This is a genomic window from Actinophytocola sp., from assembly GCF_050699935.1.
Taxonomy (GTDB): Bacteria; Actinomycetota; Actinomycetes; order Mycobacteriales; family Pseudonocardiaceae; genus Actinophytocola.
Genome location: NZ_JBOHGB010000118.1, coordinates 1 through 22,681 on the forward strand (window position 1 = coordinate 1; position 22,681 = coordinate 22,681).

A 22,681-nucleotide genomic window follows, 5' to 3' on the forward strand; every position below is an offset into this window, starting at 1 on the left:
GGGTCAGGCCACGGCGTCAGTGGCGGCCGAGGTGTAGGCGGCGGCGCATGTGGTGCTCGCCGTCCTCGTCGTCCGGCTCGCGCATGGCGCGCAGCATCTCGTTCTCATGCAGCACCAACGGGTCCGTGCGCAGGTCCCGCCACAGCGACCAGCACAGGCCGATCATCACGATGGCGAACGGCGCCGCCACGATGATCGTCAAGTTCTGCAGGCCTGTCAACGCGTTGGCACTGCCGTCCCCGGCGAGCAGCATCACGATGGCCACGCCGCCCATCAGCACGCCCCAGAAGATCACCACGTTGCGCTTCGGATGCACCGAGCCGCCCTGGGACAGCGTGCCCATCACGATCGACGCGGCGTCCGCGCCCGAGACGAAGAAGATCGACACCAGCAGGATCACCAGGATCGCTGCCAGTGTGGACAGTGGCAGTTGCTCCAGGAACGCGAACGTCATCGCCTGCGGGTTGCCGTCGGTGTTGTACACCCACGTGTTCGCGTTGACCACGTCGGCGAGCGTGCCGTTCGCGTTGTGCTCGGCGATCTGCTGCGGCGAGAGGTTCTGCGCCGCCAGCGCCTCGCGCTGCTGCTGGATCGCCGCGCCGCCGAAGATCGCGAACCAGAACAGGCTCACGACGCTCGGCACCAGAATCACGCCGGCCACGAACTGCCGGATCGACCGGCCCCGGCTGATCCGCGCGATGAACATGCCGACGAACGGCGTCCACGAGATCCACCATGCCCAGTAGAAGATCGTCCAGCCGCCGAGCCAAGTCTGCATGGCCTCGCCGCCGGTGGCACCGGTGCGCCCGGACATCTGCGCGAACTCCCGGAGGTAGTCGCCGATCGCGCCGGGCACCAGGTTGAGGATCAGCACGGTCGGGCCGACCACCAGGACGAAGAACGCCAGCACCGCCGCGAGCACCATGTTGATGTTCGACAGCCACTGGATGCCCTTGGCGATCCCGGACACGGCCGATGCGACGAACCCCATGGTGAGGACCGCGATGACCATCACCAGCAGCGCCGTGCCCGCCTCACCGACCCAGCCGACGTAGCGCATGCCCTCGCCGACCTGCAGCGCGCCGAGGCCCAGCGACGCGGCCGAGCCGAACAGCGTCGCGAAGATCGCCATGATGTCGATCGCCTTGCCCAGCGGACCTTCCGAGCGCCGCTCGCCCAGCAGCGGCGCGAACACCGAACTGAACAGCTGGCGCCGGCCGCGGCGGAACGTGCTGTAGGCGATGGCCAGCCCGACCACGGCGTAGATCGCCCACGGGTGGACCGTCCAGTGGAACAGCGTGGTCGCCATCGCGGTGTGCACGGCGTCGTCCGACGCCGGCAGCGTGGTGCCTGGCGGCGGGCTCATCAGGTGCATGACCGGCTCGGCCACCCCGAAGAACATCAGCCCGATGCCCATGCCCGCGCTGAACATCATCGCGATCCACGACACCGTGCGGAACTCGGGCTTCTCCTTGTCCGCGCCGAGTGGGATCCGGCCGTACCGGCTGATCGCCAGGCCGATCGCGAACAGCACGAATCCACTTGCGACGAGTACGAAAGCCCAGCCGCCGTAGGGAATGATGCCGTCGTTGAGCACGCTGCCGGCGACACTGATCAGCGAGTCGGTGCCCAGCACCCCCCAGGCCAGGAACACCACGGTGAGCACGGCCGCCACCCCGAACACGACCTTGTCGGTGACCGGTGGTCGGTCCGCGGCCAGGACCAGCGAATCCCCGGACACCTCAACGACTTCGTCTCGGCCTGGCCCGGTTTCCTCCGGTGCCCTGGCCGTGTCCGTCGGCGTGTCCGTCTTGTCCGTCACGTCGTCCGTCACGGCGCCTCCCTCCGACTCAGGCTCGTTGTGCGGGGAGCCTAGACCGTTGGTCAACTTGCCATAGCTGCCTTGTTGCACAATGCGCACCAGGTGTATTTCGTTACGCAAAAGAGTTCTCGGGTCCCGCACGCTGGCGGCGTGCGCGGCCGGCACGATCGCGATGCCCGCCGCGAGGACCGCGGTCCGGCGATCAGCGGCAGGACGGCCACCGCGAGCAGCGCGGACGAGCCCTCAGCCGACAGCGCGAACACCCCGCACGCGACCAGCCGCACCGCGCCGGCGGCACGCACCTGGTGGGCGGCGGTGGCGAGGTCGGTCACCCCGCGCGTGGAGTGCTTCGCGCGCGTCGAGGGAGCCGGTCGGCGCCTCGACGCCCGGCGCGTAGCGGGCGCGGGCGGCCCAGAAGGGGCAGGCCGTGCGCCGGCGCGGACCGTCCACACCTGGTCGCCCGCGAACAGCGCACACCGCGTGGCTGGTGCGGGCTGGCGTCGTCAGGGCTCGTGCGCCGCACGGCCAAGGCCGGGGGTGGGTGGAGGACCTGGGTTCCTACCACGGCGAGGGGCGAGCCGCCCGGGCTCACGCTCGGCCACGGCGCGATCGAGCAGGCCGAGATCGGACCCGGCCTCGTGCGTCTCGCGGCCTGCCGGCCGTGATCCCCGGGCCGTGTCACCGGCCGATCGCGTAGCCCTGCATGCCCCGGGCGTTGGCGGCGGCGTGCAGCAGGCCCGTCCCGGAGTCCCGCGACACGGCCGACAGGCGGCCCAGCGACCACGGCTGCGCCACCACGACGTGGTGGCCGCGGCGCGCCAGCTCCTCTCGAACCGCGTCGTCCACTCTGGACTCGATGACGAGCTCGGTGCCCGTCGCGCGCGGGTGGAACGACGAGGCGAACGCCGTGGTGTGCCAGGCGGGGGCGTCGATGGCCTCCTGGAGGTTCATGCCGTGGGCGGCGTGGTTGAGCAGGAACGAGAGCTGCCACTGGTCCTGCTGGTCCCCGCCCGGCGTACCGAACGACAGCACCCGGCCGTCGCGGGTCGCCAGCGACGGGGACAGCGTCGTGCGCGGGCGCTTGCCGGGGGCGAGCGAGTTCGGCAGCCCCTCCTCGAGCCAGAACATCTGCGCGCGCGTGCCGAGGCAGAAGCCGAGCGAGGGCACGGTCGGCGAGCTCTGCAGCCAGCCGCCCGACGGCGTCGCGGAGATGACGTTGCCCCACCGGTCGACGACGTCGATGTGGCAGGTGTCGCCACGGGTGGTGCCGAGCGGGGACAGCGTCGGCTCGCCGGTGCCGATGCCGGTCACCGGGACCTCGTCGCCTTCCGTCACGTGCGCCGGCAGCCGGCCCGTGCCCGGGCGCAGCGGCTCGGCCGCCCGGTCCGTCACGAGCCGCGCGCGCTCGGCGGCGTACCCGGCGGAGAGCAGGTGGTCCAGCGGCACGTCCGCGTCGCCGTAGTTGGCGTCGCGGTCGGCGAAGCAGAGCTTCGCGACCTCGACCACGCGGTGGATCTCCTCGGCGCTGCCCGCCGGCGGCAGCTCACCGAGCTCACGCAGCACGGCCAGCTGCTGCAGCAGCACCGGTCCCTGGCTCCACGCGCCGACCTTGTGAACGGTCCAGCCGAACGCGTCCAAGCGCACCGGGCGCTCGTAGCTCGGACGCCAGGCCGCGAGGTCCGCGCCGGTGAGCAGGCCGGTGTGCGGCCGGCCGGAGTCGTCGAGGATCTCGGTGCGGCAGAAGACATCCAGCTCCTCGGCGACGAAACCCTCGGACCAGGCCCGGATCGCGGCGTCGAGCTGTGCCTCGCGGGTCGGGCCCACCGCCTCGTCCACCAGCCTGCGGTAGGTGGCGGCCAGTGCCGGGTTGCGGACGAGCTCGCCGGGCCGCGCGACCGGCAGCCACTGGGCGGCCGACGTGGGCCAGTACGTACGGAACAGCTCCTCGACTGTCTCGATCGTGAGCACGACCGACTCGGCGGCGGGGTGCCCGTGCTCTGCGTATTCGATGGCGTACCGCAGGATGTCGCGCAGGGGCAGGGTGCCGTGGTCGCGCAGCAGCGTGAGCCAGGCGCCGACCGCGCCGGGCACGGTGGCGGCCAGCAGGCCCGTGCCAGGCACCAGGGTGAGGCCCTCGGCACGGAACCGCCCGATCGTGGCGGCGGCCGGCGCGACCCCCTGTCCACACAGGACGTGCGGGACCGGGTCCGCGGCGGTCGCGAAGATCGCGGGCACCTCGCCGCCCGGGCCGTTCATGTGCGGCTCGGTCACGTGCAGGGTGAAACCGGCGGCCGCGGCGGCGTCGAAGGCGTTGCCGCCGCGCTCGAGCACCGCCATCCCGGCGGCGGACGCGAGCCAGTGCGTCGAGGCCACCATGCCGAAGGTGCCGGCCAGCTCGGGGCGGGTGGTGAACACCGGTCCGACACTAGATGACTGAGTCCTGATGATCTTGTGGCGCGTCGGTGTGGGCTCGAAGATCGGGTTTTGCCGGTCGTGGGCTGGTCCCGTGACCGTCAGGTAGGTCGCAAGCCTCGGCTCACGGACCGGGGGCTGTTGTGTTTGGTGGTGGCGCGGCGTCTGCTCGGTGTGGCCAGCGAACGCCGTTGGGTCCGTGACGTCCGTCAGGACCTGATCGGGCTGTTCGCGTGCCTGCCGCACCGGTCCGGGTATGGCAAGCGGGTCCGCTCGCTGGGTGGGCTGATCTCCGCGGTCATCACCGTCCCGGCCGCACGCCCGAACCCGCCCGTCACGGCACACGCGCCCGCTAACGCCAGTGGATCGAGTCGATCTTCGACACCCGGAAAGGCCAGCACACCCCGAACACCACGGCGGCCGCACCCTGGCCGGCGGCTACCCCCAGCATCACCGCCCGCCTCCTCGCCCTCGCCGCCGCGATCTGGCACCACCGGCACATCGGAGCACCCACCCAACGCTCCCTCACCGCCCACGACCACGGAAACCAACCGGACGCAGTCATCCAGTGCTGCGGGCCGGTGGACGCCGTCACGCCGGCGGGCGGACCTCCAGCCGGATGCGCTTGTTGCCCTTGCCCTTCGACTCGGTCCCGGTCACCACGACCGAGCCGACCTCGGCCGTGGTGAGCACGTGGGTGCCGCCGTCCGCCTGTTTGTCCAGCCCGACGATGTCGATCACGCGCAGCGGGTCGATCTCCTTCGGGATCAGGTTGGCGGAGGTGCGGATCAGGGCCGGGTCGGCGTCGGCGGCCTCGCGGCCGAGGAACGTGACGACGACCTCGCGGGCGGCGGCGATCTCCTCGTTGATCCGGCGCTCGACGCGTTGGCCGAGCTCGGTTGACATGCTCTCCAGCGGGAAGTCGAGGCGGCCCTTGCCGGGGTCCATGTTGCCGCCGGTGACCGCGACGTGGAACTCGGTCCAGATGACGCCGCACAGGATGTGCAGGGCGGTGTGGGTGCGCATCAGCGTGTGCCGGCGGTCCCAGTCCAGCTCGCCGAACACCTCGGTGCCGCGGTCGGGTGGCTCCGGCGCGTCGAGCCAGTGCCAGATCCGCCCGCCGTCGCGTTTCACGCGGGTGACCGGTGTGGCGCCGGCGCCCCAGTCGAGCGTGCCGAGGTCGTGCGGCTGCCCGCCGCCGCCCGGGTAGAACGCGGTCCGCGCCAGCGCGACGCGGCCCTGGTCTCGGTCGACCTCGAGCACGGCGCTGTCGAAGGAGCGCCGGTAGGCGTCGGTGGCGAACAGCTCGGTCTCGGCCGCCGACCCCGGGGCCGGCGCGGCGGGTGTCTTGTTGCCCGGAACGGCCATGGCGTGCCTCCTGCGTGTGTGCTCCCCGGTATCGTGCGCTCGCCGTCCGGCGGGTTGTTACCCCCCTCGGGTATGCTGGGTGGTCGGGCACGGCGACGGCGGGAAGGAACTCGGGATGCGGGGCTACACCAGCGACAAGGACGGTTACCTCAAGCGCCTGCGCCGCATCGAGGGACAGGTCCGCGGCCTGCAGCGGATGGTCGAGAACGACGAGTACTGCATCGACGTGCTGACCCAGATCTCAGCGGCGACGAAGGCGTTGCAGGCGGTCTCCCTCGGGCTGATGGACGAGCACCTGCGGCACTGCGTGGCGCAGGCGCTGGCCGACGGCGGCAAGGACGCCGAGGAGAAGGTCCGTGAGGCGAGCGACGCCATCGCCCGGCTGGTCCGCTCCTGAGCCCTTGGCCTTGCTGTGGGCAGAAACGCGTCAGCGGACGCCGCGGGGGCGGAACTGGATGCTGATTCTGGGGCCCACCGGCTTCGCCGTCTTCGGGACCGCGTGCTCCCACGTGCGCTGGCACGAGCCGCCCATCACGATCAGGTCGCCCAGGCCCGCGGGATAGCGGAGGGTCTGCCCGCCTCCGCGCGGACGGAGTAACAGCGGGCGGGGCGCGCCGATCGAGACGATCGCGACCATCGTGTCCTCCGTGTTGCCGCGGCCGATGCGGTCACCGTGCCAGGCGACCGAGTCGCGGCCGTCTCGGTAGTAGCACAGGCCCGCCGTGCGGAACGGCTCGCCGAGTTCTGCGGCGTAGTGCGAGGTCAGCGCCTCGCGGGCCGCGGCGAGTACCGGGTCGGGGAGTGGGTCGTCCTCGTCGTAGAAGCACAGCAGGCGCGGGACGTCGACGACCCGGTCGTACATCTGCCGCCGTTCGCCGCGCCACGGCACCTCCCGAGCCAGGCGTTCGAACAGCGTGCCCGCTCCGGTGAGCCAGCCGCGCCGGACATCGATCCAGGCCCCTCGACCAAGCTCGGTCCGACTCGTCGGGGCGAGCGAGCGCAGCCCGACGTCGTCGAGATCGTCGAGCAGAGAACCTTGCACAGCACCAGACATGCCTCCACCCTACCTCGACAATCGAACAAAGGACCGATTGTCGGGGAAAGGTGTGAACCGGCCGATCCCAACGGTTCAGCCGGTCACGCACGGGTACGCCGCAGGCGGATGCATAGCCGAGAAGAGGGGTTGGGAACCACCAAATGACCAGCACCGACACCGGCGCGCGGCAACCGAGGGTGGTCGTCGTCGGCACCGGGTTCGCCGGCTTCCACTGCCTGCGCACGCTCGAGCGGCGACTGCCGGACACCGAGCTCGTGGCGGTCAACCCGGCCGACTTCATGCTCTACGTCCCGCTGCTGCCCGAGGTCGCGGGCGGCACCCTCGACCCGCGACGGGTCGCCGTGCCGCTGCGCACCAAGCTGCCGCGAACCCGCGCGGTGCTGGGCAACGTCACCTGGATCGACCTCGTCGGGAGGACGGTCACCGTCGTGGACGTCGAGGGGCACCGGCGCGACCTGACCTGGGACCGCCTGGTCATCGCGTCCGGCAGCGTCACCCGGCTGCTGGCGATCCCCGGTGTCGCCGAGCACGCGAAGGGCTTCAAGTCGATCGCGGAGAGCGTGTACCTCCGCGACCACGTCCTGCGCCAGCTGGAGCTCGCCGACCAGACCGAGGACCCGGCCGTGCGGCGGGAGCGCACCACGTTCGTCGTGGTCGGCGCCGGCTACACCGGGACCGAGCTGGCCGCGCAGGGCATGGAGCTGACCCGCCAGGCCAAGCAGGACGCGCGGTGGATCCTCGTCGACATGGCCGACCGCGTGCTGCCGAACCTGAGCGAGCGGCTGTCCGGGCCGGCCCAGCGGATCCTGGAGAAGCGCGGCGTCGAGGTCCGCCTCAACACCAGTGTCAGCGAGGTCACCGGTACCCGCGTGCGGCTCACCGACGGCAGCGAGGTCCCGACGCGAACCGTCGCGTGGTGTGTCGGCGTGCGGCCGGACCCGATCGTCGAGCCGCTCGGCCTGCCCACCACGAAGGGTCGGCTCAACACCGACGAGTTCCTGACCGTGCCCGGCCATCCGCACGTGTTCGCCGCCGGGGACGTCGCCGCCGTGCCGGATCTGGCGCGGCCAGGCGAGATCACGCCGATGACCGCGCAGCACGCGCAGCGCCAGGGGCGGGTCGCGGGCATCAACGTCGCCGCGTCGCTGGGCGTGGGCCGGCGCAAGCCGTACAAGCACCGCGACCTCGGCTTCGTCGTCGATCTCGCCGGGGCCCAGGCGGTCGCCGACCCGCTGCACGTGCCGCTGCGCGGCTGGCCGGCCAAGATCGTCACCCGCGGCTACCACCTGCTGGCGATGCCGACGAACCGCCTGCGGGTCGCCTTCGACTGGATCGCGGACCTGCTGACGAGGCGCCAGGTCGTTCACTTCGGACTCGTACCGGAGGACGGGATCAGCCTGGCGGACGCCGACGGCCCGCCGCGGCCACAAGATCGAGTCGACGGTTTCGCGGGCAGCCGGTCCGGGTAGCCCGCGACCCCGGCAGGAGAGGAGTGAGTGCGATGCCCATGATCGATGGCAAGAAGGTGGCCTTCCTGGCCACCGACGGTGTCGAGCAGGTCGAGCTGGACCGGCCGTGGCAGGCCGTCAGCGAGGCCGGCGGCCGGCCCGAGCTGGTTTCGTTGCGGGCGGGGGAGATCCAGGCGTTCAACCACCTCGACAAGGGCGACCGCAAGCGTGTGGACACCGCGATCGACGACGCCGACCCGGGCTCCTACGACGCGCTGGTACTTCCTGGCGGCGTCGCGAACGGCGACTTCGTGCGAGCCGACGAGCGTGCGGTGCGGTTCGTCAAGGAGTTCGTGACCTCGGGCAGGCCGGTCGCGGTGATCTGCCACGGTGGCTGGGTGCTCGCCGAGGCGGACGTGGTGCGCGGCCGCACGATGACGTCGTGGCCGAGCCTGCGGACCGACCTGCGCAACGCGGGCGCCACCTGGGTGGACGACGAGGTGGTGACCGACCAGGGCCTGGTGTCCAGCCGCAAACCGGCCGACCTCGACGCGTTCTGCGCCAAGACCGTCGAGGAGATCGCTGAGGGCGTGCACGTCTGATGGTCCGGTTCGGCTACACCCTGATGACCGAGCAGGCCGGGCCGCGGGAGCTGGTGCGCTTCGCCACCGAGGCGGAGCGTGCCGGCTTCGACTTCGAGGTCGTGAGCGACCACTACTTCCCGTGGCTCGACGAGCAGGGCCACGCACCGAACGCGTGGAGCGTGCTCGGTGCGGTCACCCAGGCGACCGAGCGGGTCGAGCTGATGACCTACGTGACGTGCCCGATCATGCGCTACCACCCGGCCGTCGTCGCGCAGCAGGCGGCGACCGTGCAACTGTTGTCCGCCAACAGGTTCACGCTCGGCATCGGCGCCGGCGAGAACCTCAACGAGCATGTCGTCGGCCGGGGCTGGCCGCCGGTGAACGTCCGCCACGAGATGCTGGCGGAGGCGATCCAGATCATCGGCGGGCTGTTCGACGGCGGCTACGTGAACTACTCCGGCAGGCACTTCCGGGTCGACTCGGCGAAGCTGTGGGACCTCTCGGAGCCGCGCGTGCCGATCGCGACCGCCGTCTCCGGCGCGCAGTCGGTGGGCCTGTTCGCGCCGATGTCCGACGCGATGATCGCGGTGGAGCCCGACGCGAGGCTGGTCGAGGAGTGGGACTCGCTGCGCCGGGCGGAGTCCGCGAAGTTCGCGCAGCTGCCGGTGTGCTGGGACCCGGACCGCGAGGCGGCCGTGCGCCGGGCGCACGAGCAGTTCCGCTGGTTCGCCGGTGGCTGGAAGGTCAACGCCGAGCTGCCGGGTCCGCCGGCGTTCGCGGCGGCGACCCGGTTCATCACCGAGGAGGACGTGGCGGAGAACATCCCGTGCGGTCCGGACGTGGACCCGATCGTGGCGGCCGCGAAGCCGTTCTGGGAGGCCGGGTTCACGCACGTGGCCCTGGTCCAGATCGGCGGTGACCACCAGGACGGGTTCTTCTCCTTCGCCCGCGACCACCTGCTGCCGGCTCTACGGCGGGCAGCGGGACACTAGAGCGGTGCTGATCCGCACCGATCGCCTGCTGCTCCGTCCGTTCGAGGTCACTGACGTCGACGACGTCTGGGCGTTCCAGCGTCTGCCCGAGGTGGCGCGGCACATGCTGCGTGCGCCGCGTGGTCGCGACGAGGCCGAGACGTCGGTGCGCGGCATGATGACCGAGCGCTCCGCCGGCGACGGCGGCCTCACGTTGGCCGTGATCCTGCCCGCCACGGGCACCGTCATCGGCGAGGTGTCGCTCGCGCTGCGCGGGGCGGCGTGCCGCGGCGGCGAGATCGGCTATGTCCTGCACCCCGACCACCACGGTCGCGGGCTCGCCACCGAGGCGGCGAACACGATGCTGCGGCTCGGGTTCGGTGAGCTCGACCTGCACCGGATCACCGGGAAGTGCTCCGCGCGCAACACCGCGTCCGTGCGGCTGCTGGAGCGCCTCGGGATGCGCCGGGAGGCACACTTCCTCGGCAGCCGGTGGGTCAAGGGCGGGTGGCGGGACGAGTTCATCTACGCGATGCTCCGCGACGAGTGGCTCACGCGGTCTCGGTGAACTCGATGTGGTCCGTCGTCCACGCGATGGCCTTCGGGCTCACCGTGATGCCCAGGCCAGGCCGGTCCGGCACCAGCACGCGGCCGCCGCGAACCTCGATGCGCTCGTTGAACAGCGGCTCCAGCCAGTCGACGTGCTCGACCCAGCTCGCGCGCGGGTAGGCCGCAGCCAGGTGGAGATGGATCTCCATCGCGAAGTTCGGGGCCAGTGACAGTCCTTTGTGGTCAGCCAGCGCCGCGATCCGCAGGAACGGGGTGATGCCGCCCACGCGCGGCGCGTCCGGCTGCACGACGTCACTCGCGCCCGCGTCGATCAGGTGCGCGTGCTCGGCCACGCTCGTGAGCATCTCGCCGGTCGCGATCGGCGTGTCCAGCGCGCCCGCGAGCGCGGCGTGCCCGGCCGTGTCGTTGGCGTCCAGCGGCTCCTCCAGCCACACCAGGTTGAACCGCTCGAGCACGCGGCCCATGCGGTGCGCGGTCGGCCGGTCCCAGAGCTGGTTGGCGTCGAGCATCAGCGGCACGCCGTCGCCGAGGCGCTCACGCAGCACCCGGAGCCGCTCCAGGTCGGCCGACGGGTCCGGCTGGGTCAGTCGGAGCTTGATGCCGCCGACTCCGGAGGCCAGCGCGCGCTGGGCGTGGTCGACGATCTCGGGCAGCGGCGAGGCGGACAGGCCGGTGTAGCACCGGATGGTGTCCCGGTACGTGCCGAGGAGCTTGGCGAGCGGCAGCCCGGCGCGCCGGGCCTTCAGGTCCCACAGCGCGATGTCGATCGAGGCGATCGCCTGCGCCGCGAGTCCGCCGCGGCCGGTTGACGCGCCCGCCCACGCGAGCTTCTCCCAGATCCGGCCCGTGTCGTTCGGGTCCTCGCCGAGCAGCTGCGGCGCGATCTCCTTGGCGTGGGCGTAGAGCGCGGGCCCGCCGGCCCGCTTCGCATAGCTGAAGCCGAGTCCTCTGTGCCCGTCGATGGTGCCGACCTCGGCGAACAGGAAGGCGACCTCGTTCAGTGGCTGCTGCCGGCCGGTGGGGGCCTTGGCGTCGCTGGCCGCCACGGACAGTGGCAGGAAGACCAGTGAGAGGCGGACCCGGTCGATACGGTCGCCGCTGGGGGCGGCGGGGACGGCTTCGGGCACGCGGAATCTCCTCGTGGGGGTGGGGGAGCGTCCAGTTGTACCGCGTCGACAGTTCGTTGCCTAGGGTCGATCGCCGTGTACATTTGTTCATGTACAGATGTACACAATGCGGAGCGCGGCCGTGCCCTATGTCTTCCTGCTGATGGCTATCGCCTTCGAGGTGGTGGCCACCAGCCTGCTCAAGCTCAGCGACGGCTTCACCAGACTGTGGCCGACGGTCGGCTGTCTGGCCGGCTACCTGGCCGCGTTCGCGCTGCTGGCCATCGTGGTGCGGCACGTGCCGGTCGGCGTGGCCTACGCGATGTGGGCGGGCCTCGGCACCGCGGCCATCGCGGCGATCGGCGTGGTGTTCCTGCACGAGTCGATCACGGTCGCCAAGGTGGCGGGCGTTCTGCTGGTGATCGGCGGCGTGGTCACGCTCAACCTGGGTGGTGTGCATTGAGCCCCCGCCGGGACCCGGTGGGCCGGCGCCGGGCGATCGTGCACGCGGCCGTCGAGGCGATCGCCGAGGTGGGTGTCGGCCAGGTGACCCACCGGCGCATCGCCGCGCGGGCGGGTGTCCCGCTCGGCTCCACGACCTACTACTTCCCGACGCTCGACGACCTCGTCGCGGCCGCGCTGCGGGAGGCGACCGAGATCGCGCGGAGCCTCCTGGAGGCGTGGGCCGAGGAGCTGACCGCGAGCACGGACCTGCCCGCCACGTTCGTCGACCTGGCGCGCCGCTATCTCGCCGACCGCGACCAGGCGCTGCTCGAGTACGAGCTGTGCCTCGCCGCGACCCGCACGCCGCGGCTGCGCCCGATGGCCCAGCTCTGGATCGACGGCCTGCGTGGGATCTGCGCGCGGTTCGCCGGCGGGCCGGAGCGCGGGTTCGCGCTCGCCGCCCTCGTGGACGGCGTGCTGCTGCAGGCGCTGGTGACCGGCGACGAACTCGACGCCGAGGGCCTGCGCGCCGGCGTCGAGAGGCTGGTCAGCCGCCGAACAGTGGGAGGACCGACTTGATCGTCATGTACAGGCCGTAGACGATCGGGATGCCGACCACGAGCCAGGAGACGACCAGCCGCACGGTCTGGGTGGCCGTCGTCGAGGTGTGCGGTTCGGACATGGCTACCTCCGTCCGCTCGGGCTGGACTCGTCCGGTGTGGACTCCTCGGCGGCCGCCTCGGCGAACGCGTCGGTGTGCTCGGCCGGCTCGTGGAACCGGTCGGCGACGGGCCGGATGAGCAGGTTCGCGACGAAGCCGACCGCGAGCACGCCGACCATCGTGAACAACGCCGGCCGGTAGTCGGAGTACACCAGCCGGCCCGGTTCGCCCTGCGCGTCCAGGAATCCGTTGATGATCAGCGGCCCGGCCACACCCGCGGCCGACCACGCGGTGAGCAGCCGGCCGTGGATCGCGCCGACCTGGTAGGTGCCGAACAGGTCGCGCAGGTATGCGGGGACGGTGGAGAAACCGCCGCCGTAGAAGGAGATGATGACGCCGGCCAGCAGCACGAACACCGCGGTCGCGGTGTGCCCGGCGACGGCGAGCAGCACGTAGAGGATCATGCCGACACCGAGATACATGACGTAGGTCGGCTTGCGGCCCAGGAAGTCCGATGTGGACGACCAGACGAACCGGCCGGCCATGTTGAACAGTGACAGCAGGCCGACGAAGGCCGTCGCGGCGGTGGTGGCCACACTGGACTCGCCGCCCTCGCGGAAGAAGTCCTGGATCATCGGGCTCGCCTGCTCGAGGATGCCGATGCCCGCGGTCACGTTGCAGAACAGGACGGTCCACAGCAGCCAGAACTGCGGGGTCCTGATCGCGTTCGCGGCGGACACGTTCGCCGTGGTGACGAGGGGCTTGGCCCGCAGCTTCGCCGGGTCGAAACCGGCCGGCCGCCAGCCGGGCGCGGGCACCTTGACGGTGAACACGCCGAACATCATCACGACGAAGTAGCCGACGCCGAGGGTCAGGAACAGTGCGGCCACCGCGCTGCCGGACGCGACCGACGCGGAGTTCGTCGGGTCGTAGTCCGCGTCGTAGAGGGCCATCAGCTGGCGGGACAGGGGAGAGGCGACGAGCGCGCCGCCGCCGAAGCCCATGATGGCCATGCCGGTCGCGAGGCCGGGCCGGTCGGGGAACCACTTGATCAGCGTGGACACCGGCGAGATGTAGCCGACGCCGAGCCCGATGCCGCCGATGAAGCCGTATCCCAGGTACACCAGCCAGAGCTGGGAGGTGGTGACGCCGAGCGAGGCGATCAGGAACCCGGCGCCCCAGAAGCAGGCGGCCGTGAACATCGCGGCTCGCGGGCCGACCCGTTCCACCCAGGTGCCCAGCACCGCGGCGGAGACCCCCAGCATCACGATCGCGATCGAGAAGATGATGCCGATCGCGGTGAGGCCGGTGCCGAAGTGCTGCACGAGCGCGGTCTTGTAGACGCTCGTGGCGTAGGCCTGTCCGATGCACAGGTGGATCGCCAGGGCGGCGGTCGGGATCAGCCAGCGGCTGTAGCCGGGACCCGCGACGGTGTGTTCGCGATCGAGGAACGACAGCGCCAAAGCCACACCTCCGTGTGCCGTCCGGGAGTGTCCTATGTGGACCCCACGGCGCCTTGTATGCAGTATGGAAGTTAGCGTGCGGGATCGTTGAAGGTCAAACCTTTCGAACCGGTGGCTCGATAGGCGCGGTTTATCACCGACGGTCAGCGCGGTGCGGTTCGGCGGATTTTGTCGGAGATCGCGAAAATCAGCCGAGGTGGCGTTGCAGCAACGCGTCCAGCTCGCCCTGCACGTCGACCTGGTGCGCGGTGTCCACCAGGGCGCGGGCGAGCATCGGCTCGGGGTCGCGGTCCGCGAGGACCAGACCGACCTGGTACGCGCGGCGCGGCCGTTCGAGCGGCACGACCCGCAGCCCCTCGGGCACGCCGAACACGTGCAGCCACGCGTGGGCGATCACGCTGGACCAGCGCAGGGTGATGACGTGGGCGTAGATCGCGGACACCGTGTCGGCCTCGACCGACGGGGTCACCGTCACGCCCGCCTCGGCGAAGTTCCGGTCGAGGATCCGCCGGTTCTGCATGACCGGCGACAGCATGCACAGCGGGGTGTCCGCGAGCTCCTCCCAGCCGACCGTCTCGTGGTTGGCGAACCGGCCGTCGGCCGGCGTGAGCAGCAGGTAGCGCTCGCGGTAGAGCGGAACGACGCGGACCGTGCCGTGCCGCTCGCCGTCGATGTAGGTCATGCCGATGTCGAGGTCGAACTCGGCCAGCCGGTTCACGATCTGCCGCGAGGACAGCGACTCGATCGACACGCGCACGTGCGGGTGCTGCTCGGCGAGCGGCGTGGTGAGCAGCGAGGCGACGGTCAGGGCGGTCGGGATGGCGCCCATGCGCAGCACGCCGGACAGGCCGCCGCGCATGCTCGCGAGCTCGTGGCGCATCGCGTCGCGCTCGGCGAGGATGCGGTGCGCCCACAGCAGGACCTGCTTGCCCTCGGGCGTGAACCCCTCGAACCGCTGTCCGCGCTGGACGATCTGGATGTCCAGTTCGGTCTCGAGCTTGCGGATCGCGGCCGACAGCGCCGGCTGGGAGACGTGGCACGCCTCGGCGGCCCGCCGGAAGTGTCCCTCGCGCGCCAGGGCGCTCAGGTACTCCAGCTGGCGCAGCAACATGGCCAAGTGATACCCGCAACGCGGTCGAAAATAAAGGCGACTCGTCGGACGTCGACCGACGTCATTGCGTGAGCCTGATCGGGTTGACGATGTCCGCGGTGATGGTCAGCAGCATGACCGCGCCGCCGATCAGGACGAGCACCATCGTCACCGTGGACAGTCGGGTGAAGTCGACCGGTGCGGCGGCGGTCTTGCCCCGGCGTTCGCGTAGCCAGTTGCGGACGCGTTCGTACCAGATGATCGCGATGTGGCCGCCGTCCATCGGCAGCAGCGGCAGCAGGTTGAACACGCCCATGAAGAAGTTCAACCCGGCGAGCAGGAGGAAGAACAGCTGCCACAGGCCGGCCTCGACGGCCTCGCCCCCGATCCGGCTCGCGCCGACGACGCTGACCGGGGTCTCCGGGTCGCGTTCGCCGCCGAAGATCGCGCTGACGACGGCCGGGATGCGTTGCGGGAACTCGGCGATCTTGGTCGCGGTCCGGCCGATCATGTCGGCGGAGAAGCTCGCGGTGGCGCCGAACGCGGCGAGCGGACCGTAGGCGAACGAGGCGGTGGCGGAGACGCCCGCCACGCCGACCGGAGCGTCGAGGCCGGGGCGGTCCAGGCGCGGCACGTCGACCGTCAGGCGCAGGGTCTCCTCGCCGCGGCGGACGTCGAACATGGTGGGGCCACTCGAGTTCTGTACGGCGGCGACCAGCTCGGTCCAGGTCGGCGTGGTGGTACCGGCGACCGCGACGATCTCGTCGCCGGGGCGGATGCCGGCGGTCTGCGCGGGGCCCGTCGAGCCGGCCGCGCACGCCGGGTTGGCGAGCTCCTCGGTCGTGCGCGCGTCGGCCACACAGCTCGACACCTGCCACACGACGGGCTTCTCGGCCAGGTTCGGCAGGCCGAGCGTCGTGGCGAGCAGGTAGAGGACGCCGAACGCGAGCGCGAAGTGCGTGATGGGGCCGGCCAGCATGACGGTGGTGCGCTTCCACGCCTTGTGCCGCCACATGGCGCGGCGCTCCTCGTCGGGCGTGAGCTCGTCGAGGGTGGTCATGCCGGCGATGTCGCAGAAGCCGCCGACGGGCAACCATTTCAGGCCGTACTCGGTCTCGCCGCGGCTGAAGGAGAACACCGTGGGTCCCATGCCGACGAAGTACCGGCGCACCTTCATGCCGAACGCCTTGCCGGCGACGAGGTGCCCGGCCTCGTGCAGCGCGAGCGACACGCCGATGCCGAGTGCGAACAGCACCACACCGATGACGTAGGCCACCTGTCTCCCTCAGTTGCCGGGACCCGACCGATCCGACAGTGACATCGACGGAGTGAAGCCCGCGTTGAGGACTCAGGTCGCGGAGAGACGGAACCGCACCCAAGGGGAACGGGACGCAACCCAGCCACAAGTACGTGCCAAAGTCGACAGATTCCAGCTAAGGCGACCAACCGGGTTAATTCCGGGGAGGCGGAACAGCGTCGAGGACCTGCTGGCCGTATTTCGCCAGTTTGTTCTCGCCCACGCCGTTCACCGAGCTCAGCTCCGCCAGCGTCGTCGGGGTCTGCGTGGCGATCTGGCGCAGGGTCGCGTCGTGGAAGATCACGTAGGCCGGGACGCCCTGCTCCTTCGCCGCCGCGGCGCGCCAGGCTCGGAGGCGCTCGAAGACGGGCTTCGCCTCCGGTGGGAGGTCGGGCTGCGGGGCGGCGGCCTTCGCGCGCGAGGACGGCTTCGTGGCGCGCTTGGGCTCGTGGCGCAGGCGGACCTCGCGCCGGCGGCCCAGCACCTCGTCGCTCGCGTCCGTGAGCACCAGCGTGCCGTGGTCGCCCTCCACCGTGAGCAGGCCCTGGGCCAGCAGCTGACGCACGGCGCCGCGCCACTCCGGCTCCGACAGCTCCGTGCCGACGCCGAACACGGTCAGCGACTCGTGGTTGAACTGGGTGACCTTGGCCGTCGTGCGCCCGAGCAGGATGTCCACGACGTGCCCGACGCCGAACTTCTGCCGGCGCTCGCGGTCGAGCCGGTACACCGTCGACAGCACCTTCTGCGCCGCGATCGTCCCGTCCCACGACTCCGGCGGCGACACGCACGTGTCACAGTTGCCGCACGGCTCCGCCCGCTCACCGAAGTAGTTGAGCAGCTGCATCCGCCGGCACTCCACGGTCTCGCACAGCGCCAGCATCGCGTCGAGGTGCACTCCCAGCCGCCGCCGGTGCGCGTCGTCGCCCTCGGACGTGGCGATCATCTTGCGCTGCTGCACGACGTCCTGCAGGCCGTACGCGAGCCACGCGGTGGAGCCGAGCCCGTCGCGGCCCGCGCGGCCGGTCTCCTGGTAGTAGCCCTCGACGGACTTGGGCAGGTCGAGGTGCGCGACGAACCGCACGTCCGGCTTGTCGATGCCCATGCCGAACGCGATCGTCGCCACGACGACCAGGCCGTCCTCGCGCAGGAACCGCGCCTGGTTCGCCGCGCGGGTCCGGGCGTCGAGGCCCGCGTGGTAGGGCAACGCCTCGATCCCGTTCTGGGTGAGGAACGCCGCCGTGCGCTCGGTCGACGCGCGCGAGAGGCAGTACACGATGCCCGCGTCGCCCTTGTGCTCGGTGGACAGCAGCTCCAGCAGCTGCTGGTCCGGCTTGTTCTTGGCCACGATCCGGTACTGGATGTTGGGCCGGTCGAAGCTGGACACGAAGTGCCGCGCCCCGCTGAGGTTCAGCCGGGTGGCGATCTCCTCGCGGGTGGCCTCGGTGGCGGTCGCGGTCAGGGCGATCCGCGGGACCGACGGCCAGTGCTCGTGCAGCGCGGAGAGCTCCAGGTAGTCGGGCCGGAAGTCGTGACCCCACTGGGCGACACAGTGCGCCTCGTCGATGGCGAACAGCGCGATCGTGCCGCGGTCGAGCAGGCGCAGCGTGGACTCGACCTTGAGCCGCTCCGGCGCGAGGTAGAGCAGGTCGAGGTCGCCCGAGAGGAACGCGGCCTCGACCTCGCGACGCTGCTCGTAGTCCTGGGTGGAGTTGAGGAACCCGGCGCGCACGCCGAGCGCCCGCAACGCGTCCACCTGGTCCTGCATCAGCGCGATCAGCGGCGACACGACGACGCCGACGCCGTCACGCACGAGCGCGGGGATCTGGTAGCAGAGCGACTTGCCGCCGCCGGTCGGCATCAGCACGAGCGCGTCGCCACCACCCACGACGTGGTCGATGATCTCCTGCTGGCTCCCGCGGAAGGCGTCGTAGCCGAACACGCGGCGCAGCGTGTCGGCGGAAGCTGGGCTGACGTGCTGGGCGCGGGGGTCGGTGCCGGCGGGGAGAGTCACGCGGGCGATTCTATGGGCGCCCACCGACGAACCCGGCAGTTGTCCACAGGCGAGTCCAATTCAAACTCCGCGCAGCCCAGGTCCACGACCCGGGCCTGTTGTGAATTGGGCTCGGAGTTACGCGTGTCCGCCGACCGGTACGACGCCGAGCGTCAGTTCGGGCCCGCCTTCGAGGATCGCGCCGACCCGGTCGGCCTGCTCGTCCAGTTCGCGCAGGCGGGCCTTCGGCAGCCGGCCGAACGGCTCCACGGTGATCTCGATGCGCCGGCCGGAGCGGCGCTGGTGCCAGATGCCTCCGACGACGCCGTCGACGAGCAGCACCTGGCGGTTCCCGGCCGCCCGCTCGGCCGCGACGCCGGGGTACAGCCGCGCCTTGTCGTTGCCGACCGAGTAGGCGTAGGCGTCGAAGTACGGCAGCAGCCGCAGCCCGCGAGGCGGCTCGGCGGGCGCGCCGGTGTCGCCCTCGCTCACCCAGGCGGCCTCGCCGTCGACCTCGACCCGCTCGAGCGCGGCGTCGGCGAACACCCGCCGCGCCCAGGCCGTCGGCGCGCCGACCCAGTTGGCGAACCGGTCCGGAGTGGACGGTCCGAACGCGTGCAGGTAGCGGCGGAGCACCTCGGCCGTCGCGTCGCGGGGCGGCGTGAGGTCGGGCAGCCAGCGGCGCGGGTTGGTGTAGGTGACCTTGCGGCCGCGGTTGCCTCCGAAGCACAGCGCGCCGCGCGCGGCGGCGAGGTGCGTGACCTGGCGCCAGCGCGGCCACGTTCCCCCGAACGCCTCCATCACCGGGTCGCCCGCCCACGAGCCGACCGTCGCGACGATGGCCTCGGTCAGCTCGTCGACGGTCAGCTCGGCGTCGGCGAGGGCGGCGGAGATCGCGGCGAGCACGGCCTCGGTCTGCTCGGCCGTCATCCGGATCCCGTCCGGCATGGGGTCGCGCCACGGCACGCCCGACAGCACGGCGAGCCACATCGGCAGGTCCCGCGTGGGCAGCAGGTGCACGGTGCCGCGCGGGCCGAACGTCTTGATCAGGCTGCGCTCGGTCCACAGCGCGTGGCGGACGTCGGTCCGCGTCACGCCGTCGAGCCGCAGCCCGATCGCCAGCTCGGCGGCGGACATGACCTGCGCGTGCGTGCCGGCGACCGCCGCGACCACGTCGGCCGGCGTGCCGGTGAGCGGGGCGGCGAGGCCGTGCCGCGCGAGCCGCCGGGCGCACACCCGCGGCCACGTCAGCGCCGTCATGAGCCGAACGGCTTCGCGTTCGACTGGTCGCCGCCGCCGATCCGGGTCGCCGCGCTGATCAGCCATGGCGTGACGGTCGGGTACCGTCCGGGATCGTCCTCATGGCACCGACGGTAGCTGGCGTTTAGGCCAGACCCTGTCCTATAGGGCCGGCATTCTGGAACGATGAGCGACCCGTCCGGCCGGCTGCTCGCGCTGCTGTCGCTGCTGCAGACCCCGCGCGAGTGGCCGGGCAGCGAGCTCGCTCGGCGGCTCGGGGTCAGCCCGCGCACGGTCCGCCGCGACGTCGACCGGCTGCGCGAGCTCGGCTACCCGGTGCGCGCTACGAGGGGCGCCGAGGGTGGCTACCGGCTGACCGCCGGCGCCGCGCTGCCGCCGTTGCTGCTCGACGACGAGGAGGCGGTGGCGATCGCGGTCGGGCTGCGGGCGTCGGCGGGGCAGGCGGTGGCGGGCGTCGAGGAGGCGTCGGTGCGCGCGCTGGCCAAGCTCGAACAGGTGCTGCCGGCCCGCCTCCGCCACCGGGTCGGCGCGCTCGGCGCGGCGACGGTCCCGGTGCCGCTGACCGAGCCGACGGTCGAGCCGGCCGGCCTCACGCTCCTGGCCGCCGCGATCGCGAACCGCGAGCGGGTCCGCTTCTCCTACCACAGCGGGCACGACGTGGCGAGCCGCCGGCTGGTCGAGCCGCACCGGCTGGTGTCCGCCGGCCGGCGCTGGTACCTCGTCGGCTTCGACACCGAGCGCGCCGACTGGCGGATCCTCCGCCTGGACCGGCTCACCGAGCCGGTCGCGACCGGTGCCCGCTCGGCGCCCCGCGAGCTGCCCGAGCAGGACCCGGCCGCCTTCGTGACGTCCAGGCTGTACTCCTTCGTGCCGACCTACTCGGCGGTGGCTACGCTCGATCTGCCGGCCGTGCCGGAGCACCTCGGCGGGCACAGCACCCCGCTCGACGACGGTCGGTACCGGTGGGAGAGCGGCGCGGACACACTGGAGTGGCTGGCGTTGCGGCTGCTGACGCTCGGCTGCGAGGTCGAGGTACACGGACCGCCGGAGCTGGTCGACCACCTGCGGACGATGGCCGGCCGCGCACACCGCGCGACCTGCGGCGACGAGAAGGCCGCGGGCGGCGAGAAAAGTTCTGAGCGGCGGTGTGTCGATTCCGGCGATGGTCGTCCGACGCGTGGGCAGCGGCTAGGTTGACGCCGCCGACGGAAGGGGTAGGACGTTGCGTTTCATGATCATTCGCAGGGCGGACCAGGACTCCGAGTCCGGTGTGCTGCCGGGCGAGGAGCTGTTCGACGCCATGACGAAGTACAACGAGGAGCTGGTGAAGGCGGGCGTGATGCTCGACGGCGCCGGCCTGCACCCCAGCTCGAAGGGTGCGCGGGTGCGCTTCGGCAAGGAGAAGCCGACCGTGATCGACGGGCCGTTCACCGAGGCCAAGGAGCTGATCGCGGGCTACACGCTCGTTCAGGCGGACTCGCTCGCCGACGTGGTCGAGCTGGTCAAGAAGTGGCCGAAGGAGGACGGCGGCGGCAACGTGACCATCGAGATCCGTCGCGTGGCCGAGCCGGAGGACTTCGGCGATGAGCTGACCCCGGAGCTCCGGGAGCAGGAGGAACAACGGCGAGCCCGCTCCCGCGGGAACTGAGGAGGTTCGGCGAGATGCGGTTCATGGTTCTGGTCAAGACGAGCGAGGCGAACGGGGACTACGAGGTCGGCCCGACGGAGGAGGACTTCGCCGCGATGGGCCGGTACAACGAGGAGTTGGTCAAGGCCGGCGTGATGCTCGACGGCAACGGGCTGATGCCGTCGTCCGAGGGCGCCCTGGTGAAGTTCACCGACGGCGAGCCGACCGTGATCGACGGCCCCTTCGCCGAGGCGAAGGAGGTCGTCGGCGGCTACTGGATCTTCGAGGTGAAGTCCCGCGAGGAGGCCATCGAGTGGGTCAAGCGGGTGCCCTACGACCCGAACGTCGAGTCCGCGATCGAGATCCGACAGGTCTACGGGCCGGATGACTTCGGCGAGGCGATGACCGACGAGGTCCGCGAGCGGCAGGAGCGGATGGCGGAGAAGATCACCGAGCAGCACGGCTGAGCCGCCCGCCGCTTGCTCCGCACCCGCCGACCTGCTCTGATGACGCCGTGGCGACGTTGGAGGTGCACCGGACGGTCGACGCGGTCTGGCGGATCGAGTCGGCACGGCTGATCGCCGGCCTGACGCGCATGGTGCACGACGTGGGGCTGGCCGAGGAGCTCGCGCAGGACGCGCTGGTCGCCGCACTCGAGCAGTGGCCCGAGTCGGGCGTCCCGGACAACCCGGGCGCCTGGCTCATGGCCATCGCGAAGCGGCGGGCCATCGACCAGTTCCGCCGGCGGGAGACCCTCGAGCGCAAGGTCACCGAGCTGGGTCGGGACCTGGAGACGCGGGAGGGCCCGTCCGCCGAGCCGGACTTCGACGCGATCGACAGCAACATCAGCGACGACATGTTGCGGCTGGTGTTCATCTCCTGCCACCCGGTGCTGTCGACCGAGGCGCGCGTCGCGCTCACGCTCAAGCTGCTCGGCGGGCTGACCACGGAGGAGATCGCGCGCGCGTTCCTGACGCCGGAGCCGACGATCGCGCAGCGGATCGTGCGGGCGAAGAGGACGCTGGCGCAGAAGAAGATCCCGTTCGAGGTGCCCAACGCGAGCGAGCTGGGTGAGCGGCTGGCGTCCGTGCTCGAGGTCGTCTACCTGGTGTTCAACGAGGGCTACTCGGCGACCGGCGGCGACGACTGGATGCGCCCGTCACTGTGTGAGGACGCGTTGCGGCTGGGCCGGATCCTGGCCGAGCTGGTGCCGGCCGAGCGCGAGGTGCACGGGCTGGTCGCGTTGATGGAGATCCAGGCGTCCCGCGCGCGGGCCCGGCTGGGGCCCTCCGGCGAGCCGGTGCTGCTGTTCGACCAGGACCGCGCGCGGTGGGACCGGCTGCTGATCCGCCGCGGGCTCGCCGCGCTCGCCCGGGCCGAGGCGTTGCCGGGCGAGGCCGGGCCGTACGAGCTGCAGGCGGCGATCGCGGCCTGCCACGCGCGGGCGCGCACGCCCAAGGAGACGGACTGGGCACGGATCGCGGCGCTCTACGCCCGGCTGGTGCAGCTGG

At 71.6% G+C, this 22,681-nt stretch carries 21 protein-coding genes and 1 pseudogene; 11 read left to right on the top strand and 11 right to left on the bottom strand.

Going from position 1 to position 22,681, the window contains the following annotated elements; translation table 11 throughout:
* Positions 1 to 16: 16 nt before the first annotated feature.
* From ACRDTB_RS28395 to ACRDTB_RS28405, 3 genes are all read right to left on the bottom strand, one after another.
* Positions 17 to 1,834, bottom strand: a complete 1,818-nt coding sequence (locus ACRDTB_RS28395; protein WP_431435217.1) for a BCCT family transporter — start codon at positions 1,832 to 1,834, stop codon at positions 17 to 19.
* Between the two features lie 666 nt (positions 1,835 to 2,500).
* Positions 2,501 to 4,237, bottom strand: a complete 1,737-nt coding sequence (locus ACRDTB_RS28400; RefSeq protein ID WP_431435219.1) for a gamma-glutamyltransferase family protein — start codon at positions 4,235 to 4,237, stop codon at positions 2,501 to 2,503.
* A gap of 588 nt (positions 4,238 to 4,825) precedes the next feature.
* Positions 4,826 to 5,602 carry an alanyl-tRNA editing protein gene (locus tag ACRDTB_RS28405; protein WP_431435221.1) on the bottom strand — a complete coding sequence of 259 codons (777 nt, stop codon included), beginning with the start codon at positions 5,600 to 5,602 and terminating at the stop codon, positions 4,826 to 4,828.
* Positions 5,603 to 5,717: 115 nt separating this feature from the next.
* On the opposite strand from ACRDTB_RS28405, the gene ACRDTB_RS28410 reads away from it, so the two are divergent.
* The gene (locus tag ACRDTB_RS28410) at positions 5,718 to 5,999 is read left to right on the top strand and encodes a metal-sensitive transcriptional regulator (protein ID WP_431435223.1); all 282 of its coding nucleotides are present in this window, start codon (positions 5,718 to 5,720) and stop codon (positions 5,997 to 5,999) included.
* Between the two features lie 30 nt (positions 6,000 to 6,029).
* Here ACRDTB_RS28410 and ACRDTB_RS28415 read toward each other — a convergent pair whose 3' ends face one another.
* Positions 6,030 to 6,656 (bottom strand): alpha-ketoglutarate-dependent dioxygenase AlkB, encoded by a 627-nt coding sequence (locus ACRDTB_RS28415; protein ID WP_431435225.1) that lies wholly within the window; start codon positions 6,654 to 6,656, stop codon positions 6,030 to 6,032.
* Positions 6,657 to 6,799: 143 nt separating this feature from the next.
* On the opposite strand from ACRDTB_RS28415, the gene ACRDTB_RS28420 reads away from it, so the two are divergent.
* The 4 genes from ACRDTB_RS28420 to ACRDTB_RS28435 are packed head-to-tail and all read left to right on the top strand — an operon-like array spanning position 6,800 to position 10,230.
* Positions 6,800 to 8,128 (top strand): NAD(P)/FAD-dependent oxidoreductase, encoded by a 1,329-nt coding sequence (locus tag ACRDTB_RS28420; RefSeq protein ID WP_431435227.1) that lies wholly within the window; start codon positions 6,800 to 6,802, stop codon positions 8,126 to 8,128.
* A gap of 32 nt (positions 8,129 to 8,160) precedes the next feature.
* The gene (locus ACRDTB_RS28425) at positions 8,161 to 8,709 is read left to right on the top strand and encodes a type 1 glutamine amidotransferase domain-containing protein (protein ID WP_431435229.1); all 549 of its coding nucleotides are present in this window, start codon (positions 8,161 to 8,163) and stop codon (positions 8,707 to 8,709) included.
* Positions 8,709 to 9,683 carry a TIGR03557 family F420-dependent LLM class oxidoreductase gene (locus ACRDTB_RS28430; protein ID WP_431435231.1) on the top strand — a complete coding sequence of 325 codons (975 nt, stop codon included), beginning with the start codon at positions 8,709 to 8,711 and terminating at the stop codon, positions 9,681 to 9,683. The genes ACRDTB_RS28425 and ACRDTB_RS28430 overlap by 1 nt, the downstream gene beginning before the upstream one ends.
* A 4-nt stretch (positions 9,684 to 9,687) precedes the next feature.
* Complete coding sequence (locus tag ACRDTB_RS28435; protein WP_431435233.1) at positions 9,688 to 10,230, top strand: GNAT family N-acetyltransferase; 543 nt, start codon at positions 9,688 to 9,690, stop codon at positions 10,228 to 10,230.
* On the opposite strand, the gene ACRDTB_RS28440 is transcribed toward ACRDTB_RS28435, so the two are convergent.
* A complete protein-coding gene (locus tag ACRDTB_RS28440; protein WP_431435234.1) occupies positions 10,214 to 11,359 on the bottom strand; it encodes an L-talarate/galactarate dehydratase in 1,146 nt (381 codons plus the stop codon). The two genes, ACRDTB_RS28435 and ACRDTB_RS28440, sit on opposite strands and share 17 nt — an antisense overlap.
* Before the next feature lie 97 nt (positions 11,360 to 11,456).
* Between ACRDTB_RS28440 and ACRDTB_RS28445 the strand changes: the two genes are divergently transcribed.
* Both ACRDTB_RS28445 and ACRDTB_RS28450 read left to right on the top strand, forming a co-directional pair.
* The gene (locus ACRDTB_RS28445) at positions 11,457 to 11,801 is read left to right on the top strand and encodes a DMT family transporter (protein ID WP_431435236.1); all 345 of its coding nucleotides are present in this window, start codon (positions 11,457 to 11,459) and stop codon (positions 11,799 to 11,801) included.
* Positions 11,798 to 12,361 (top strand): TetR/AcrR family transcriptional regulator, encoded by a 564-nt coding sequence (locus tag ACRDTB_RS28450; protein WP_431435238.1) that lies wholly within the window; start codon positions 11,798 to 11,800, stop codon positions 12,359 to 12,361. Before ACRDTB_RS28445 ends, ACRDTB_RS28450 begins: the two co-directional genes overlap by 4 nt.
* Here the strand turns inward: ACRDTB_RS28450 and ACRDTB_RS28455 are convergent.
* From ACRDTB_RS28455 to ACRDTB_RS28480, 6 genes are all read right to left on the bottom strand, one after another.
* Positions 12,330 to 12,464 (bottom strand): MFS transporter small subunit, encoded by a 135-nt coding sequence (locus ACRDTB_RS28455; protein ID WP_431435240.1) that lies wholly within the window; start codon positions 12,462 to 12,464, stop codon positions 12,330 to 12,332. The genes ACRDTB_RS28450 and ACRDTB_RS28455 overlap by 32 nt on opposite strands.
* A 2-nt stretch (positions 12,465 to 12,466) precedes the next feature.
* Positions 12,467 to 13,906 carry an OFA family MFS transporter gene (locus ACRDTB_RS28460; RefSeq protein WP_431435249.1) on the bottom strand — a complete coding sequence of 480 codons (1,440 nt, stop codon included), beginning with the start codon at positions 13,904 to 13,906 and terminating at the stop codon, positions 12,467 to 12,469.
* Between the two features lie 187 nt (positions 13,907 to 14,093).
* Positions 14,094 to 15,017: a LysR family transcriptional regulator gene (locus ACRDTB_RS28465; RefSeq protein ID WP_431435242.1), complete on the bottom strand. Its 924-nt coding sequence runs from the start codon at positions 15,015 to 15,017 to the stop codon at positions 14,094 to 14,096.
* Between the two features lie 61 nt (positions 15,018 to 15,078).
* A complete protein-coding gene (locus tag ACRDTB_RS28470; protein ID WP_431435243.1) occupies positions 15,079 to 16,272 on the bottom strand; it encodes a M50 family metallopeptidase in 1,194 nt (397 codons plus the stop codon).
* Positions 16,273 to 16,447: 175 nt separating this feature from the next.
* The gene (gene recQ / locus ACRDTB_RS28475) at positions 16,448 to 18,304 is read right to left on the bottom strand and encodes a DNA helicase RecQ (RefSeq protein ID WP_431435244.1); all 1,857 of its coding nucleotides are present in this window, start codon (positions 18,302 to 18,304) and stop codon (positions 16,448 to 16,450) included.
* Between the two features lie 117 nt (positions 18,305 to 18,421).
* A complete protein-coding gene (locus tag ACRDTB_RS28480) occupies positions 18,422 to 19,609 on the bottom strand; it encodes a winged helix DNA-binding domain-containing protein (protein ID WP_431435245.1) in 1,188 nt (395 codons plus the stop codon).
* Between the two features lie 99 nt (positions 19,610 to 19,708).
* On the opposite strand from ACRDTB_RS28480, the pseudogene ACRDTB_RS28485 reads away from it, so the two are divergent.
* The 4 genes and pseudogenes from ACRDTB_RS28485 to ACRDTB_RS28500 all read left to right on the top strand — a co-directional run.
* Positions 19,709 to 20,641: pseudogene (locus ACRDTB_RS28485) on the top strand (helix-turn-helix transcriptional regulator); the annotation flags it as partial.
* Positions 20,642 to 20,774: 133 nt separating this feature from the next.
* Positions 20,775 to 21,191: a YciI family protein gene (locus ACRDTB_RS28490; protein WP_431435246.1), complete on the top strand. Its 417-nt coding sequence runs from the start codon at positions 20,775 to 20,777 to the stop codon at positions 21,189 to 21,191.
* A gap of 14 nt (positions 21,192 to 21,205) precedes the next feature.
* Positions 21,206 to 21,637, top strand: a complete 432-nt coding sequence (locus ACRDTB_RS28495; protein ID WP_431435247.1) for a YciI family protein — start codon at positions 21,206 to 21,208, stop codon at positions 21,635 to 21,637.
* A gap of 47 nt (positions 21,638 to 21,684) precedes the next feature.
* The coding region (locus ACRDTB_RS28500; protein WP_431435248.1) for an RNA polymerase sigma factor at positions 21,685 to 22,681 on the top strand (997 nt) is incomplete at its 3' end.